This is a genomic window from Cupriavidus sp. OV096, from assembly GCF_900115455.1.
Taxonomy (GTDB): domain Bacteria; phylum Pseudomonadota; class Gammaproteobacteria; order Burkholderiales; family Burkholderiaceae; genus Cupriavidus.
Map to the genome: position 1 here is coordinate 49,210 of NZ_FOWM01000015.1, position 15,291 is coordinate 64,500.

Sequence of the window (15,291 nt, forward strand, 5' to 3'; positions counted from 1 at the left end):
CCCGGAGCGCGTCAATCGATCGACGCCCCCGTGCTCGCAAGTTCGGCGATGGCCCGTTTCAGCGCGGCGCGATCCGTCAACACCCGCTCGCGCATGGCGTCCACATCACCTCGCGCGGCGATCAGGTCGGCCTGTTGGGCCAGAACCTGCGCCTGCACCAGCACGGGCGATGGCCCGCCGGCAGCGGTGCGGGCGGCCACGCCGCATTCGGGGTCGAGGCTGCGCGCCACGGCCTCGGGCGACAGGTGCACGGCGCGGCCCGTGTGGCGCAGCGCCGCCGCATCGACCATCGCCGAATCGATCTCATTGGCGGGCAGATGGCGGTCCAGCGCATCGCGCACCACCGCGCCCACCACGTGGTGGGCCTCGCGGAACGACATGCCGGCGCTGCGCACCAGCGTGTCGGCCAGATCGGTGGCCATCGAAAAGTCCCGGCGGGCGCGCGCCAGCATGTGACCGGCCTGTGGCGTGGCGTGGGTCAGCACCAGCCGCAGCAGGGCCACGCAGCGCTTGCACTCGTCCGCCGCCTCCCAGAAGCCGCGCATGCTTTCGCGGTTGCCGTCGCCGCTATGCGTGAAATGGCTGCCCTTCAGCGCCGCCAGCGAGGCCGTGAGCAGACCGATCATGTGACCGCCCTTCCCCTTCAGGTACTCGAGCACGACCGGGTTTTTCTTCTGCGGCATGATGCTCGACGTGCCGGCCACGCTGTCCGGGAAGTCGATCAGCCCGAATTCCGGCGTCGCCCAGACATAGAGATCCTGCGCCACGCGGCCCCAGGTGACCGTGCCGATGGTGATGGCGGCGAGGATTTCCCACGCAAAGTCGCGCGAGGCCACGCCATCCAGCGAATTGGTGGTGGGGCCGGAGAAACCGAGCCAGCGCGCCGTGGCCGTGCGGTCGATCGGGAACGCCGTGCCGGCCAGCGCACCGGCGCCGAGCGGGCACGCATCGAGCCGGGCCAGCGCCTGCCGGAGCCGGGCGATGTCCCGCCCCAGCGACTCGGCCACGCCGGCCAGGTAATAGCCGTAGGTGACCGGCTGGGCCGATTGCAGGTGGGTGTAGCCGGGCATGACCGTACCGGCGTGCTCGGCGGCACGGTCCAGCAGCACCGTGCGGGTGGCCAGCAGTTCGTCGAGGATGGCCAGCGTCGCGTCACGGGCGCGCAGGCGGTCATGGGTGGCCAGGATGTCGTTGCGGCTGCGCGCCACGTGCAGGCGGCCGCCCACGTCGGCGCCGGCCAGCTCCATCAGCCGGGCCTCGTAGTTGAAATAGGCGTCCTCGCGGGCCGGGTCCAGCGGCACGGCGTCCGGGCCCTCGGCCTCGATACGCACCAGCGCCTGCGCCAGGTGCGCGGCCACCTCAGCCGGCACCAGCCCGGCGCCGTGCAGCATCATCAGGTGCGCCTGGTTGATATCGCTCAAATACGGGAATCCACTGCCGAATTCGCGCGCCAGGCGCGGCAGGTAGATGTGTTCGCAGACCTCGGGGGCGGTGGCCTGGGTCAGGCGGCGGCTGACTTTCGATTCCATATGTGTGTTGTTCTCCGGTACGTTGGAGCCAAGTATGGAAATCCGACGGTCATATCGTCAAATCAGTTGTTTCGGCCTGCACATACGGATTTGATATACCATCGCCGCATGAATTTCAAACAGATCGAAGCCTTCCGTGCCGTGATGGTGACCGGCTCGATGACGACCGCCGCCACCCAGCTGCACACCTCGCAGCCGAACATCAGCCGCGTGATTTCGCAACTGGAGCGGGAGACGGGATTCAAGCTATTTGCGAGGATTGCCGGCCGGCTGACGCCGACTGTGGAGGCCGAAGCCCTGTTCCGGGACGTGGAGCGCTCCTTCCTCGGGCTGGACAGCCTGCGCGCCTCGGCGCGGTCGATCCGGGAGGTGGGCGTCGGCACGCTGCGCATCGGCACCGTGCCGTCCATCGCCATGAGCGTGATGCCGCAGGCCATCGCCCGGTTCCGGGAGCAGCACCCGGACGTGCCAATCGCCGTGCATACCAGCGACTCCCCGACCGTCGCCAAATGGACGGCGAACCAGTTCTGCGACTTCGGACTGGTGTCTTACGTGGTGGAGACGGCGGGCATCGACAGCGCGCTGCTGCGCGACGAGCCCGGCGTCTGCATCGTGCCCGCCGAGCACCGCCTGGCGCGCAAGCGGGTGGTCCACGCGGCGGACCTCGACGGCGAGCGCTTCATCTCCCTCACCCATGGCGATGGCACGCGCGCCATCGTCGATGCCGCCTTTGTGCCGGACCGGCGCGTGCTGACGCTGGAAACGCCCTACGCGGCCACCATCTGCACGATGGTGGAGATGGGCCTCGGCGTCAGCGTGGTGAACCCGGTGGTGGTGCGCAGCCTGAAGCTGCCGGGGGTGCGCGCCATTCGCTTTGAGCCGGCCATCCCGTTCGAAAGCTATGTCCTGCACAACCAGCAGCGCCCGGTGCCGGCGCTGGCGCAGGCGTTCCTGGACTGCCTGCCCGCAGCCGACTAGTACATGCCCGCCTGATCGAGTTCGCGCGCGCGGCGGGCGTCCTCGGCGTGGACGTAGATCGACGTCGTCGCCAGCGAGGCATGGCCCAACTGGTGCTGCACCACATCCAGCGCCACCCCGCGTGCAATCGCATGCGAGCCGAAGGTGTGGCGCAGCCAGTGCGCGCTGGCCTGTCCGAGCCGTGCCGCGCCGGCCGGGTCATCGGCGGCCATGGCCTGCGCCGCCTGCGCGAAGAAGCCCTTCCAGATGGCATCGAGCTGCGCCACGGACAGCCGGCCCACGGCGCCATCGTCCTTCACCCGGCCAATCAGCGGCGTGGACGGGTGCAGCCGCTCCAGCTCGCGCCCCAGTCCGCGCGCTTCCAGATAGTCCCGCAGCGCCTCGATCACCGGGCCCGGCACATGCACCTCACGGGCGCGCGTGCCCTTGCCGACGAAGGAGAGCGTCCACACGCCGCGCTGGTCGGCGGCCAGATCCTGCTGGGCGAGGTCGCCCACGGTCACCTGCGCCTGCTCGGAAATCCGCAAGCCGGTGGCGTAGACAAAGCGCAGCATGAACTGGAGCCGCGCCGTGCGCGGGTCATCGCCCGGCAGCGCGGCCGTGAACTTGCGCAGGAACTGCCACTGGGCGTCGGTAAAGCTGCGCGCCACCTTGATACGGCCCTGCCCCGCCGCCTTGGGCTTGGGCAGCAGCTCGAACGGGTTGTAGCGCAGGTACTGCGCGTTGACGAGCCACGCGCACAGCGATTTGACGATGGTGAACGCCTGCCGCACGCTGCCCGCCGACAGCGGCCCCTCGAACGGCCGCCAGTCGTGGCGATAGCGCGGCGTGCCGCGCGGGCCGACCCACTGGGCCGCCGGCTGCGGATCGGCCAGGAAGATCAGGTAGGCGCTGCAATCCTCGACGGTCAGATCGGACAAGGCCTTGCCGCGCGCGAACACGGCCCAGAGCAGGAAGCGCTCGGCCTGCGTGCGATAGGCGCGCCAGGTGTGGCCGCCCACGGGCGGATGCACGCCCAGCCAGGCGTGGATGGCCATCAGGTCGTTCTGGGCGGAAATGCGGGAATCGACGCCATGCGGCGTGCGGTTATGGCCCTGCCGGCCGTCCAGCGCGGGCGGCAGCAGCAGCGATTCGAGCGGCGCCACCGCCGCTGACGGCGCGCGCAGGCTCGCCAATTCGGCCGCCGTGGCGGTGCGGCGGGGCACCAGTGCGGCGGCGGGAATCGCGCCGATATCGTCGGCCTGATCGGCCAGCCAGGCCTCGATGCGCCGGGCGGTATGGTCGCCGATGCGCCGCGCATGGCGGTGCCAGCGCGGCCCCTCATGGCCGATCACGGCTTGCAGCGCGCCGAGCGTGGCCCAGCCCGCCTCGACCAGCCGCTGGGCGATGGCCGGCGCGAACCAGCCAGTTACGGCGTCATCGCGCGTGGGGCGGGAAACCAGTTGGGGCTTGAGCGCGTCGAGCACGCGCAACAGCTTGCGGCGACGGTTCTGGCGCGCGGTGGCGCTCTCGTCGGCCGGCGTGCGGAACAGCGCCAGCCAGGCGCGCTCGGAGATGGTCGGCTGGCCGTCTTCGCGGGTTTCCAGCCGTTTGACGCCGCGCGCCAATTCGGACTCGATCCAGCCGATGGTGGTCCGGGCGACGCGCAGGTCCAGCCCCGTCTCCAGATAGCGGTCAGCCAGCCGGGCGAGGTCGATGCCTTCGAGATAACCGCGATAGAAAGCGAAGTGATGCGGGCCAAGCAGCCGCTCCGGAGCAACCGGCGGGCGCTGCCGGCGACGGACGGCAGTACGTTCAGGGTCAGACAAGGTGCAATGCGGACATCAAGGCGAAGGGCGCGATGATACCGCTGTTTGTTTTTCTCCCCCCTCCCGCTTCCGGGAGAGGGGAAAACCACCTCTTACACAAACGCAGGTGACTTGATAATTACCATTATCTCGACCCGGCGTTTAACGCCGCAAACTCAGCTACCTACCATCACGAACCCACGGTCACGAACCCACGGTCACGAACCCACGGTCACGAACCCACGGTCACGAACCCACGGTCACGAAGACCGGGTTCGAGTAGAACCAGAGGTCGTTGTAGTTGCGGGCGTTGATGGCGTTGAAGCGCGCGGCGTCCTCGGTGACCGTGGTCTTGGCGTCCGGGAGCGGATTGCCGTCCTGGGTCTCACCCGCCACGTTCATGCCGAGGTTGGTGCCACGCAGGCGGAAGTACTGGTTCTTCGTCGCCGTGTAGGTGTAGGTCACGGCGTAGTACCCGTCCGAATCCAGCTTCCAGTCGGCCGACGTGAAGGTGGCGATCACCTTGGTCGAGTCGTTGGTTTCCTTGCTGTAGCCCGCCGTGCCGGCCGCGGCGCGCGGCGTCACATCCCCGGCGATCAGGTCGATGTGGTCCACCGTGGGCCGCACGTTCACGTTGATGCCGCTGTTGATCGGATACTCGTAGTGGTTACGGTCCGGGCTCTTGAAGCGGATGGTGACCGTCACGGTCTCGCCGGCCTTGGCCTTCAGCTCGCCGCCCATCTCGCCCTTGCCGGCGGCGCCGGCCACGTTGAAGTCGAGCGCGTTGATCAGGTCGCCGAACACCGAGAACATGCGGCCCGAGCGCACGCCCTCCAGCACGCCCTTGATGCCCGTGTACTGGTTTTCGATCCAGACATAGGTCTTGGCGTACTCGCCCGGGAAGTAGCCGCTGCTGTTCGTGCCGATGGTCTTGAAGTGGTGGTCGGAATCGGCCACGTTCCAGAAGCGCCGGCCGTCACCGAGCAGCGCATCCCAGATGCCGCCGACCTGCGCCACCACGTAGTCCACGCCACCGTAGACGCGGTTCTTCAGGTTGGCGTTCACGTAGGCGGTGGTATAGCCGCCGCGGTCTGGCTCCATCTGGTTGCCGACCATGCCCTCCACGCCGAAGGCGATGTTCGGGGCGGTGTCGTTGAATTCGCGGTAGTCGGCGGCGGTGTACTTGCCCGTGTTGCGCGAGGGGTGGTTGATCAGCGCGTAGCTGGTGTCGGGATAGTTGTCGCGCAGCCAGGCCACGGCCTTCACGGCGTCCGCGTGGGTGGTAAAGGCGCGCGGGCCCTTGGCGTTCCAGTTGGCCACGTCCACCGGATCGAACTGGGTGTCGGGGCGGTTCGTGAAGAAGTATTCGAACTCGTTGGCCGCCTTGGTGGCCGTGCCCAGCGGGGCGCCGCCGAAAATGCCCACGTTCATGTGGTCATGGGTGGGCATGTCCCATTCGAAGGCCGAGAAGATCAGTTTGTTGACGTACGAGCCATTGACCTGCATCTGGCGCACGGCCGGCATCTCGTACTCGGCCATGGCCCGTGAGAACGGCAGCGGGCCGCCGACGATGTTGGTGCCGTTCTGGTCGCGCGTGGACGGGCGCAGGTGGTTCGAAATGGCGGTCCAGTCGAGGTTGTTCTTGACCAGCGCCTCGTCCAGCACGTTGGCGAGCAGGCTCTGGGCGTCGTCCGATTCCACGGTGTGGACGTGCAGGTCGCCGGTGGTCCATTTGCCGGTCACTTCGGCGGGCTTGGGGTTGTCCGGCGCGCTGGGATCGTTGGGGGTAGCCGGGGTGGACGGGCCGGAAGGCGTGGCCGGGTTCGATGCCGGGGCATCGTCGCTGCTGTTGCAGCCGTAGAACAAGGCGGAGACAAGCACAGCTGCCGCGATCCCGATCGCGGAGTGGGTATAACGCATTTCAGACTTCCCTGATTTCTAGTTTGAGCGCCGATGGTGCCGGCGATTCGTGACAGGAAAGTGATAGTCGTGCGTATTGTCAGTGAATCGTTGCTTGAGGTGGAATGCCGCTACAGCACCAATGTGACAGTCGCCATAAAGGTGGAGGTGCTGTCGAGCCGGTTCTTGCTGCTCACCGTCGGCACCCAGCGCAGCCCGAACGAGAGGGGATGCTTGCCGCCAAGCTTGGTGTCGTAGGTGACGATCGGCCCCATGGCGAAGTCGTGGCCGTGGAAGCCGTGCAGCAGGTCTGCCGTGGGGCCGCTATCGCCGCCGAGCTGCTGCACCGTGCCCATGACCAGCCCCACGCCCCACGGGCCGAAGCGCTTCACGCCCATCACGTCCAGCGTGAACAGCGGCGCGTTCTGGTAGTCCGTGGCCGTGTTGCGCGTGTAGAACTGGAACGCGCCCACGGCATTGAACTCCAGCCCGTACTGCGGCATCAGGTGGGTGAAGGCCACCTGGGGGATGAAGGTCCAGTTGTTCAGGCTCGGGTTGGCCAGCGCGTCCTTGTTGTACTGGCCGGTCGGCGCCCAGACGTTGAAGCTCAACGCCATGTGGCTGGTCTTGGAGAAGTGATAGCCGGCGATGATCGGGGCGAAGTAGATATCGAACAAGTTCGAAGCCCGGTCCGACGTGCCGGTCGAGAAGTTGCCCAGCGCGCCGCTGGCGCCGGCCGTGGCGTGCACGGTGGTCCAGACATAGGGCAACGTGAAGCTGGAGGCGAAGTTCCATGCGCCGGGGCCGGTATCCCAGACCTTCATGGCGGTGGCCAGCGTGAAGGCGATCTTGGCTTCCACGCCGAGCGTGGTTCGCCCGCCGATGGGCACCTGCCGGTCATTGCCCACGGAGCCGTCGAGGTAGATCTCGCCGAAGTTGACCACCCAGACCGGCTCGGGCGGTACCACGCCTGCATTGGCCTGCACGCTGGTGCCGGACACCGGGCGACCCAGCGCCCCCTCCGTGGCCTGCGCGGCCAGCGGGACCAGGCCCGCGCAACACGCCGCCGCACCATAAAGAAGAACCGACTTCCCCATCATCGATTGCCCCCATCCCGTATCTGCCAGCATGCAGGCATGCTGACAGAATCCATACGGAATGGAATTCAGTTTTCTCGTCGGCGAGATGAAACTTTTCAGCGATTTTCGATGAATATCGAGAATCAGACCGCGCCGCGCGTCTCCACGTACAGCGCGTACAGCGAGTGGCTGGACGCCATATAGAGACGGTTGCGCTTGGGGCCGCCAAAGCAGAGGTTCGGGCAGCGTTCCGGCAGGTGGATATGGCCGATGGCCTTGCCCTGTGGATTGAACACGCGCACGCCGTCCAGCTTGGCCGGGTCCGCGCCGGGCGCCCCGCTACTGCCCCAGCCGGCCCAGATGTTGCCATCCACGTCGCACTTCATGCCGTCCAGCGCGCCGGGGCCGTTGGCGTCGATCAGCTTGGTCTTGTTCGACAGACCGCCGTCCGCCGCCACGTCATAGGCCCAGACCACGCGGTGCGGCTGCGCGCGCGCCTCGATCACGTAGAGCTTCTTCTCGTCCGGCGAGAAGCACAGGCCGTTCGGGCCGTTCAGATCGGCAATGACCTGCGTGACCGCGTTGTCTTTCGGATCAATCCGATAGACCGCGTGCGGCAGTTCTGGCGTGGCCTTGTCTCCCTCCCACTCGCCGCCGATGCCGAACGGCGGATCGGAGAACCACAGCGAGCCGTCGGACTTGCAGACGATGTCGTTGGGCGAGTTGAAGCGCTTGCCCTGGTAGCGGTCCGCCAGCACCGTGATGGAGCCGTCGTACTCGGTGCGGGTGACGCGGCGCGTCAGGTGTTCGCAACTGATCAGCCGGCCCTGCTTGTCGCGGCAGTGGCCGTTGCTGAAGTTGGCCGGCTGGCGGAAGACGCTCCACTGGTTGGCGGCTTCGTCGTAGCGAATGATGCGGTTGTTGGGGATATCCGAGAACAGCAGGTAGCGGCCGTCGCCGAACCAGACCGGCCCTTCCACCCAGCGGAAGCCCGTGGCGAGCTGCTCCACGGTGGAACTGAACAGGCGGTATTTGGCAAAGCTGGAGTCGAGGATCTCCACGGCCGCGTCGGGATAGCGCTGGCTCGGCTTGAACTCGAAAGCCTGGGCAAGTGCCCCGCCGCTGGCCGCCGCCGCAGCAACCGCGCCGCCGGCTTTCAGCAGGGTCCGCCTGCGTGCGTCGAATGGGGTGTCTTGCATCGTGTTGTCTCCGTCCTCGTTATAGTTATCGGACATCATATGAGAACAAAAGCGGCGCTGCAAGCATTCGAATAAGGGGATGTTGACCGAAATTACCCTAGTTGTACGATGACAAAGACATCTACCCAATGAGGCGCCGCAAGTGGCCCGCGATGCCCACTTCATGAGCACGGGTAAGGGACAGTGATAAGGTGAGCGCATCGGCGCGCCAGGCCCTCAGTTCCTCATGGCCGCGCGCCCACAGCATCTCCAACCTCCTGACCCTCGGCAGACCCTCATGGCCACCGCCATCCTCCTCGAAAATATCCACGCCAGCGCCCAGCAAATGCTGGGGCGCCATCAGATCGACGTCGCCACGCAGGGCAAGGCCCTCGCCGGCGAGCCCCTCCAGCAGGCGGTGCAGGGGCACGAACTGCTTGGCATCCGCTCCGCCACCACGCTCACGGCGGAAACGTTCGCCCAGCCCGGCAAGCTGCTGACGGTGGGCTGCTTCTGCATCGGCACCTCGCAGGTCGACCTCGGCGCGGCGGCCCACGCCGGCATTCCGGTGTTCAACGCCCCGTTCTCCAATACGCGCTCGGTGGCCGAACTGGTCATCGGCCAGGCGATCATGCTGATGCGCCGCATCCCCGAGAAAAGCCGCGCGGCCCATCTGGGCGAGTGGCAGAAGTCCGCCAAGGGCTCGTTCGAGATTCGCGGCAAGACCATGGCCGTGATCGGCTACGGCAATATCGGCGCGCAGGTCGGCATCCTGGCCGAAGCCATGGGCATGCGCGTGGTGTTCTACGACATCCGCCCGCGCCTTTCGCTCGGCTCGGCCATGCCCGCCCACACGCTGGAAGACGCGCTGGCGCAGGCCGATGTGGTGACGCTGCACGTGCCCGCCACGCCCCAGACGCGCGGCCTGCTCAACGCGCGGGCGCTTTCGTCCATGAAGCGCGGCGCCATCCTGCTCAACGCCTCGCGCGGCACGGTGGTGGATATTCCGGCCCTCGCCCAGCATCTGGACGATGGCCACCTGGCCGGCGCCGCCATCGACGTGTTCCCGGAGGAGCCGCGCAGCAACACAGATCCGTTCGTCACGCCGCTGCAGGGCAAGCCCAATGTCATCCTGACCCCGCACGTGGGCGGCAGCACCGAGGAAGCCCAGGAGAACATCGGCGTGGAAGTAGCGACCAAGCTCGCCAACTTCCTGGAGACCGGCGCGACCATCGGCGCGGTGAACCTGCCGGAGATCCAGCCGAACCCGCTCGAGGCCCCGGCGCGCATCCTGAACATCCACTACAACCGGCCAGGCACGCTGTCGCACTTCAACCAGGCGCTGGCCGAGATCGGCGCCAATATCGTGGCGCAGCAGCTGCAAACTGCCGGGGATATCGGCTACGCCATCACCGACATCAGCCTGGTGCCGCCGGCCGGCTGGGCCGAGGCGCTGATGCGTGACGATGCCTTCATCCGCACCCGCGTGATCGCCGCCTGACATTCGTCGGGCGCGCTTCCTCCAACGCTCCCCCGGCGCCTCCGGACTTACCCGGAGGCGCCAATGCAGCCGGCGCATGACGTCGATGAAATCGACGGATAGCGGGCTCGCACCTTCTACCAGGCGCCCCGCGCGCCCTGTCTCCCGGTCATACTGCGGCAGATGTATTGCCAGCCGGACAACCACGATCCGGCGTGACGAACCCAAGGAGACAACATGCAACGTCGTACCTTTGTCCGCTTCGCCATGGCCGGCGCCGCCGTGGCCGCCACGGGCGCCGGCATCCTGCCGGGCGTCGCGCAGGCCGCCGATGAATTCCCCACCCGCCCGATCCGCCTGATCGTGCCCTACGGCGCCGGCGGCGTGACCGACCAGGTGGCCCGCGCGCTGGCCGATGCGGCCGGGCGCGAGCTGGGCCAGACCATCGTGGTGGAGAACAAGCCGGGCGTCAGCGGCACGCTGGGCGCCACGCAGATGGTGACCACCGAGCCGGACGGCTACACGCTCAGCATGGCGCCGGTGGTGATCTTCCGCCTGCCGCACGTGCAGAAGATGCGCTACGACCCGCTCAAGGACCTGACCTACGTGTCGATGATCGCGGACTACAACTTCGCGGTGGCGGTGAAGAAGGACGCCAAGTGGCAGACCATGCAGGAGCTGATTGCCGAGGCCAAGGCCGACAAGCGCGGCATCAGCTACGGCACCACCGGCATCTATGGCAGCCAGCATCTGACGATTTCGGAACTGGCGCGCGTCACCCAGTCGAACTGGACCCACGTGCCTTATAAGGGCGACGCCGAGGCCATCACCGCCCTGCTGAGCGGCTCCTCGGACGTGGCTGTGCTGTCCAACACCCTGCTGCCCTACGTGCAGAGCGGCCAGATGCGGGTGCTGGCCACGCTGTCGGAGAAGCGCGCGGCGGACTTCCCGGACGCCCCCACGCTCAAGGAAATCGGCTATCCGGTCTGGTCGAACTCGCCGTTCGGCGTGATCGGGCCGGCCGGCATGAAGCCCGCGGTGGTCAAGCGGCTTGACGAAGCGTTCCGCAACGCGCTCAAGGACCCCAAGTTCCTGAACGTGACGCGCCAGTACGGCATGATCACCAACTACATGGGCCCCGAGCAGTATTCGGCCTATGCGCAGAAGGCATTCAAGAGCGAGGGGGAGATCATCGCGCGGCTGGCTGCGGCGATGAAGAACCAGTAAGGGAGCCGAGCAGACGAAATTTGAACGAGATCAGGCGACGGCTGGCCGGTGGCCTAGAACCGGTCCAGCACGTCCTTGATGCGCGCCTTGCGCAACTGCGTGGCCTCCGCGAGGTGGTCCGCATCGAGCGTGGCCATCAGGTCGGCATAAACGAGGACGGGCGGCGCCAGGTCCGGCCGGCCCGGCGGCGGGGACTCCAGCCCCTCTACCGATGGGTCCCAGAACGCTTCGAGCACCTCCACCGTGCCGTCCGGGTCCGGCTGCAGCCGGTGTTTCTGGGTCAGCATCTGGAGCGCGCCCGCCATCCGCGCGGGGGCGATATAGAGCGTCTGGCTGGCCGGACGAATCCCGCCGACCATCGCCGCCGCCGCGACCTCGCCACTCCAGTAGCCGCCCAGCTCCGTTGCGTTGACCGCCTGCCACCAGTCCGCCGCCGGCGCACTGAAGCGGCGCGGCTGTAGCCGGTGGCGCAGGATGGTCGGATAGTTGGCCACCCATTCATCGAGCAGCCGGTCCGGCGCGGTCAGGCGCCGCCCCTCGTCCTCGCGCGTCTCCAGCAGCCAGCCGCGCGCGGACAGCCCGTTGAACACCGCCCCCACCGAGCCCAGCGCAATGCCGCTGACCCGGGCGATTTCCCGGTACGTGGCCTGGAGCAGTTCCGGCTGGCACAGCAGCGCGAAGACCATCCGCTGGGAACTCGGGTTGCCGCTGATGCGCACGGCGGGCCGCACCACGCTGTCCGGCGGGGTCTGGCCGATGACGAAGACGAACAATTCCGGGGCATCGAGGAAGGTATTGCCGGCCGTGTCGAGGAACTGGAGCCCCATCTCGCGGCACTGCCCGGCCAGCGCGGGGGTCAGGTAGGTGGTGACGAGCAGGCCCGGCGCGCGCTCCTGCAACTGGGCGCGCACCACGGAGAGGTCCGCGACCGTGCGCACCGAGCGCCGGCACTCCACCGCGTAGCGATGGGCGGCGTCGCCGCGCCGCAGGGAAATGGCGGCCACCGGCGCCTCGCCGCCCGGGTCGCGCCGGCCATGGCGGATGCGGGCCTGCATGCCCGTAGTGCGGTGCAGGGCCACCAGCGCGGCCTCCACCCAGTCGATATCGCCCGCCTTCTGGTCCATGGCTGCGTCCTCCGGGTCGCCGAACGGGAATCGGGAAAAGTAACCCCGATCATGGACCAAAGGACGCCGCTGTTCAACTTTTCGCGCTGTTCAGCCCGATTGAACAGGCGGCGAAACATGAACATGGCGGGGGGCGCGGGCGCTCCCGCCGCGACGAGATCCGCCCGCGTCACGCGCCAAGCGGCGGCCACCGACAGCCCTGTCAGACAAACGCCGATGCAGCATGCCGGGGTCGCCATCCGAGAATATTGGCAGTCCGCGTGGAGACGGACCTCTCAATAATCGGGAAGCGACCAGGAGCACATTCACCATGCCGAAGAATTTTCACATCGTGCTGAACGACGGCTTTTGGGATCTGCGGGCTGACGGCGTGCCGCGCGCCATCAGCCGTCACAAGACCCGGGACGAAGCCATCCGGGTGGGCCGTGCGGCAGCGGAGCGCCTCAAAGTCTCGCTGCGCGTGGAGGACGAGCGGGCTGAGGCAGCAGACGACGTAGAAGAAACGGAAGAGGCCGAAACATCCAGCCCCTCCACGTTCCAGATGGATTGCGGGATTGCGCGCATGGCTGCGGCCTGAGGCCCATCCCCCCGTCCTGTGACAACGCCCCCTCGGGGGCGTTTTTCATGTCAGGAGCGGTTGTCCACGGGCGGCGCATCGGGGTCGCGGCTGCCGGGGTCGTGGAGGTCCTGCTCCCCCACGCCGGGTGGCGCGTTGCCCCGCTCGTCCGGCTTGCCCCGCTCCGCCTGCGGGTTGGACTGCGGGCCCGAGGGCTCGGTGTTGGACTGCGGGCTGGACTGCGGGCTGGATTGCGGCGCCTGCGGGTTCTCGCCACGCTGGCCGGCATCGGCGCCAATCGCATCATGGTTGCGACGACGGTCGCGGTTGCGCCGGCGGCGCGTTCCTGCATAGGCGAATGGCATGGGCGTCTCCTTCTTCTTGCTGTGATACGGATGGTCGTCCTGCGTTGCAACGTCCGGCTTGATTCATTCCGCGTTAAGGTTCCGCGTTCAGTCTTTCCGCGCTTTCCGCTAGCGGCCTGCCGAAGACCGGTCAGGCGCCACGCGGACGCGGTTCTCCACGGCGCGCACGCCGGGAATCCGGTCGATGGCGTCCTCGACGCGCGCCCGGTCAGCCCGGGTGCCGATGGCGCCTTCCAGCGTCACCGCGCCTTCTTGCACGGTCACCGACACCTCGCTCACATCGATCCCGCTGCGCCAGAGGCGCTCGCATAGCAGGTCATGCAGCGACGCATCGGAGCGCACGCGCGTGGCGCGCTGGCTGTGGTCGGCGCCCGCGCCGGGCGCCGGGTTCAGTTCACTCATGGTGGCTCCCTTCCATCAGGTGGACGATTTGCCGGTTGGGGTCGAACCGGACTGCGGATCTGTGGCGGTGGGCGCCTTGCCGGTCCGGCCGGCCTCCAGTGCGCTGGTGTAGCCGCTGGACGAGGAACCGGGGGTGGTGCTCGCACTGCCCGAGCTACTTATCCCGCCGAGGCGACTCCCTGACGGGCTGCTCGATTGCATGCCCGATTGACTGCCCGATTGGCCTCCCGCTTCGCGCTGCACCCGCAACTGGTTCTGCACGTCCTTCACGCCGAACACATCGTCGGCAATATCCTCGATGCGGTACTTCTGCTGCCGGTCCATCACCGAGCCGCTCAGCGTGATCACGCCGCCAGATACCGTCACCTCCACGTCGCGGACGTTGAGGCGGCCGCTGTGGGTCAGGCGTTCGCAGAGGTCTTCGCGGATACGTTCATCCGACCGCTGGTAGCCCTTGGGCGCCACGCGCTGGGCACGCGCCGCCGCCGAGCCGCCCGCGCCGCCATAGCCGCGATTGAGCGAGCTACGCTCGTTGGCACCTGTGAACTGCTCGTAGGCCCGGTCGTCGCGGTCGTAGCCGGCCCGGTCGAACCCGGCCGAGCGGCTGGCGCCGCCATAGCCGCGTGATCCGGCGGACTGGCCGCCCCAGTTACGGGTGCCCTGCTGCCCGGCGGTTGGCTCGTAGTCGGACACGCCATAGGCGCCGGGATAGTGGGTCCGCATATCCGGCGAATGCCCCGGCTCATCCCACGGCGCGCCGCCGCTGCGTGACGCGTCAGGCCACTGACCGCTCATCTGGCGATTGCGCTCCTGCATGCGCGGGTTCTGCTGCTGCATGCTGCGGCTCCGCTGCTGGCTTTCCCAGCCGTCGCGCGCGCCGCCCTGGCTGCGGCCCTGGCCCCATTCGTCACCCTGGCTGCCTTGCTGGCTCGACCATTCGCTGCCACGGCCGGCACGGCCTTCCTGATGCCAGTCGCCCCAGCGCTCACGCTCGCCCGAGCCGACAAAGCGCTCGCGCGATCCAGATCCGCGCTGCTGGCCTTCGCCATACTCGCCGTAGCGGCCTTCGCCATAGCCGGCGGGGCCGCCCTGATCCCGCGCGGCGCCAGGGTTCCAGCCCTCGCCGGCGCGGTTGCCGCCATAGCGGTGCGCTTCCATGCGGCGCGGATCGCCGCCGTAGCCGCTGCGCTGGCCGTACAGCGACGAGGGGTCCTCGCCATAGCGTTCGCGTTCGCCCCGGCTACGCTCGTTCTGCTCGCTGCCGTAGCGCTCCGATTGACCCTGATAGCCGCCGTAGCCGCTTCCCGTCCGCACGGAGGATTCCTGGGAGGTGCTCTGGTTGCGGCCCTGCTGGTTGCCGCCCTGTTGGCCGCTGCCCTGCCAGTCGCTGCCGCCGCCCTGCTGCTGGCTGGGGCGCCCTTGCCAATCGGAGCCACCGCCTTGTTGCTGATTCCCTTGCTGCTGATGGGACAGCCAGTTGCCGCTGTCGGCCTGTTGCTGGCGCTGCCAGTGGCTGCCGCCCTGATTCTGCCAACCGGCGCGCTGGGTGCTGCCGCGTTGGTCGTCGGTGTTGCGATCGTCGTCGCGGTCACTGCCGTAGCCGCCCGAGCTGCGGTCGTCGGACCCGCCACCCCTGTAGTTGCCCTGGTTCATGTGGATCTCCGGTTGATCGTCGATCGCGGCGCCC

Annotated in this window: 13 protein-coding genes; 4 read left to right on the plus strand and 9 right to left on the minus strand. The window is 67.8% G+C overall.

Features of this window, described 5'->3' with window-relative positions:
* Positions 1-11: 11 nt before the first annotated feature.
* Positions 12-1,529, minus strand: a complete 1,518-nt coding sequence (gene argH, locus BM115_RS24375; RefSeq protein ID WP_092300565.1) for an argininosuccinate lyase — start codon at positions 1,527-1,529, stop codon at positions 12-14.
* A 108-nt stretch (positions 1,530-1,637) separates the two neighbouring features.
* Here argH and BM115_RS24380 point away from each other — a divergent pair, with 108 nt between their 5' ends.
* Positions 1,638-2,507 (plus strand): LysR family transcriptional regulator, encoded by an 870-nt coding sequence (locus tag BM115_RS24380; protein ID WP_092300569.1) that lies wholly within the window; start codon positions 1,638-1,640, stop codon positions 2,505-2,507.
* Here BM115_RS24380 and BM115_RS24385 read toward each other — a convergent pair.
* The 4 genes from BM115_RS24385 to BM115_RS24400 form a co-directional block, all read right to left on the minus strand.
* Positions 2,504-4,315, minus strand: coding sequence for a tyrosine-type recombinase/integrase (locus tag BM115_RS24385; RefSeq protein WP_092300572.1), 1,812 nt, complete (start codon positions 4,313-4,315; stop codon positions 2,504-2,506). The two genes, BM115_RS24380 and BM115_RS24385, sit on opposite strands and share 4 nt — an antisense overlap.
* Positions 4,316-4,540: 225 nt before the next feature.
* Positions 4,541-6,214: a PHP domain-containing protein gene (locus BM115_RS24390; RefSeq protein WP_092300575.1), complete on the minus strand. Its 1,674-nt coding sequence runs from the start codon at positions 6,212-6,214 to the stop codon at positions 4,541-4,543.
* A gap of 110 nt (positions 6,215-6,324) precedes the next feature.
* On the minus strand, positions 6,325-7,293 hold the full coding sequence (locus BM115_RS24395; RefSeq protein WP_255370978.1) for a SphA family protein: 969 nt from the start codon (positions 7,291-7,293) through the stop codon (positions 6,325-6,327).
* Positions 7,294-7,415: 122 nt separating this feature from the next.
* Entirely contained in the window at positions 7,416-8,471 is a 1,056-nt protein-coding gene (locus tag BM115_RS24400; protein ID WP_092300581.1) for an SMP-30/gluconolactonase/LRE family protein, read from the minus strand.
* A 277-nt stretch (positions 8,472-8,748) separates the two neighbouring features.
* Here BM115_RS24400 and serA point away from each other — a divergent pair, with 277 nt between their 5' ends.
* Both serA and BM115_RS24410 read left to right on the plus strand, forming a co-directional pair.
* Complete coding sequence (serA, locus tag BM115_RS24405) at positions 8,749-9,951, plus strand: phosphoglycerate dehydrogenase (RefSeq protein WP_092300584.1); 1,203 nt, start codon at positions 8,749-8,751, stop codon at positions 9,949-9,951.
* Positions 9,952-10,167: 216 nt separating this feature from the next.
* Positions 10,168-11,157 carry a tripartite tricarboxylate transporter substrate binding protein gene (locus tag BM115_RS24410; protein ID WP_092300587.1) on the plus strand — a complete coding sequence of 330 codons (990 nt, stop codon included), beginning with the start codon at positions 10,168-10,170 and terminating at the stop codon, positions 11,155-11,157.
* A gap of 53 nt (positions 11,158-11,210) precedes the next feature.
* Here the strand turns inward: BM115_RS24410 and BM115_RS24415 are convergent, their stop codons facing one another.
* Positions 11,211-12,281, minus strand: a complete 1,071-nt coding sequence (locus tag BM115_RS24415; protein WP_092300590.1) for a type IV toxin-antitoxin system AbiEi family antitoxin — start codon at positions 12,279-12,281, stop codon at positions 11,211-11,213.
* Positions 12,282-12,591: 310 nt separating this feature from the next.
* Here BM115_RS24415 and BM115_RS24420 point away from each other — a divergent pair, with 310 nt between their 5' ends.
* Entirely contained in the window at positions 12,592-12,858 is a 267-nt protein-coding gene (locus tag BM115_RS24420; protein ID WP_177220006.1) for a DUF2188 domain-containing protein, read from the plus strand.
* Between the two features lie 50 nt (positions 12,859-12,908).
* Here BM115_RS24420 and BM115_RS24425 read toward each other — a convergent pair whose 3' ends face one another.
* The 3 genes from BM115_RS24425 to BM115_RS27540 all read right to left on the minus strand — a co-directional run bounded on the left by BM115_RS24425 (position 12,909) and on the right by BM115_RS27540 (position 15,257).
* On the minus strand, positions 12,909-13,202 hold the full coding sequence (locus BM115_RS24425) for a hypothetical protein (RefSeq protein ID WP_092300596.1): 294 nt from the start codon (positions 13,200-13,202) through the stop codon (positions 12,909-12,911).
* Between the two features lie 108 nt (positions 13,203-13,310).
* On the minus strand, positions 13,311-13,604 hold the full coding sequence (locus tag BM115_RS24430) for a BON domain-containing protein (RefSeq protein ID WP_092300599.1): 294 nt from the start codon (positions 13,602-13,604) through the stop codon (positions 13,311-13,313).
* A 15-nt stretch (positions 13,605-13,619) separates the two neighbouring features.
* Positions 13,620-15,257 (minus strand): BON domain-containing protein, encoded by a 1,638-nt coding sequence (locus BM115_RS27540; protein ID WP_255370973.1) that lies wholly within the window; start codon positions 15,255-15,257, stop codon positions 13,620-13,622.
* Positions 15,258-15,291: the final 34 nt, after the last annotated feature.

Bases quoted from the DNA above. Each gene is read 5' to 3' on its own strand.
- BM115_RS24400 (WP_092300581.1), bottom strand. From the start codon at position 8,471: ATGCAAGACACCCCATTCGACGCACGCAGGCGGACCCTGCTGAAAGCC.
- BM115_RS24415 (WP_092300590.1), bottom strand. From the start codon at position 12,281: ATGGACCAGAAGGCGGGCGATATCGACTGGGTGGAGGCCGCGCTGGTG.
- BM115_RS24410 (WP_092300587.1), top strand. From the start codon at position 10,168: ATGCAACGTCGTACCTTTGTCCGCTTCGCCATGGCCGGCGCCGCCGTG.
- serA (WP_092300584.1), top strand. From the start codon at position 8,749: ATGGCCACCGCCATCCTCCTCGAAAATATCCACGCCAGCGCCCAGCAA.
- BM115_RS24420 (WP_177220006.1), top strand. From the start codon at position 12,592: ATGCCGAAGAATTTTCACATCGTGCTGAACGACGGCTTTTGGGATCTG.
- BM115_RS24425 (WP_092300596.1), bottom strand. From the start codon at position 13,202: ATGCCATTCGCCTATGCAGGAACGCGCCGCCGGCGCAACCGCGACCGT.
- BM115_RS24380 (WP_092300569.1), top strand. From the start codon at position 1,638: ATGAATTTCAAACAGATCGAAGCCTTCCGTGCCGTGATGGTGACCGGC.
- BM115_RS27540 (WP_255370973.1), bottom strand. From the start codon at position 15,257: ATGAACCAGGGCAACTACAGGGGTGGCGGGTCCGACGACCGCAGCTCG.
- argH (WP_092300565.1), bottom strand. From the start codon at position 1,529: ATGGAATCGAAAGTCAGCCGCCGCCTGACCCAGGCCACCGCCCCCGAG.
- BM115_RS24390 (WP_092300575.1), bottom strand. From the start codon at position 6,214: ATGCGTTATACCCACTCCGCGATCGGGATCGCGGCAGCTGTGCTTGTC.
- BM115_RS24430 (WP_092300599.1), bottom strand. From the start codon at position 13,604: ATGAGTGAACTGAACCCGGCGCCCGGCGCGGGCGCCGACCACAGCCAG.
- BM115_RS24395 (WP_255370978.1), bottom strand. From the start codon at position 7,293: ATGATGGGGAAGTCGGTTCTTCTTTATGGTGCGGCGGCGTGTTGCGCG.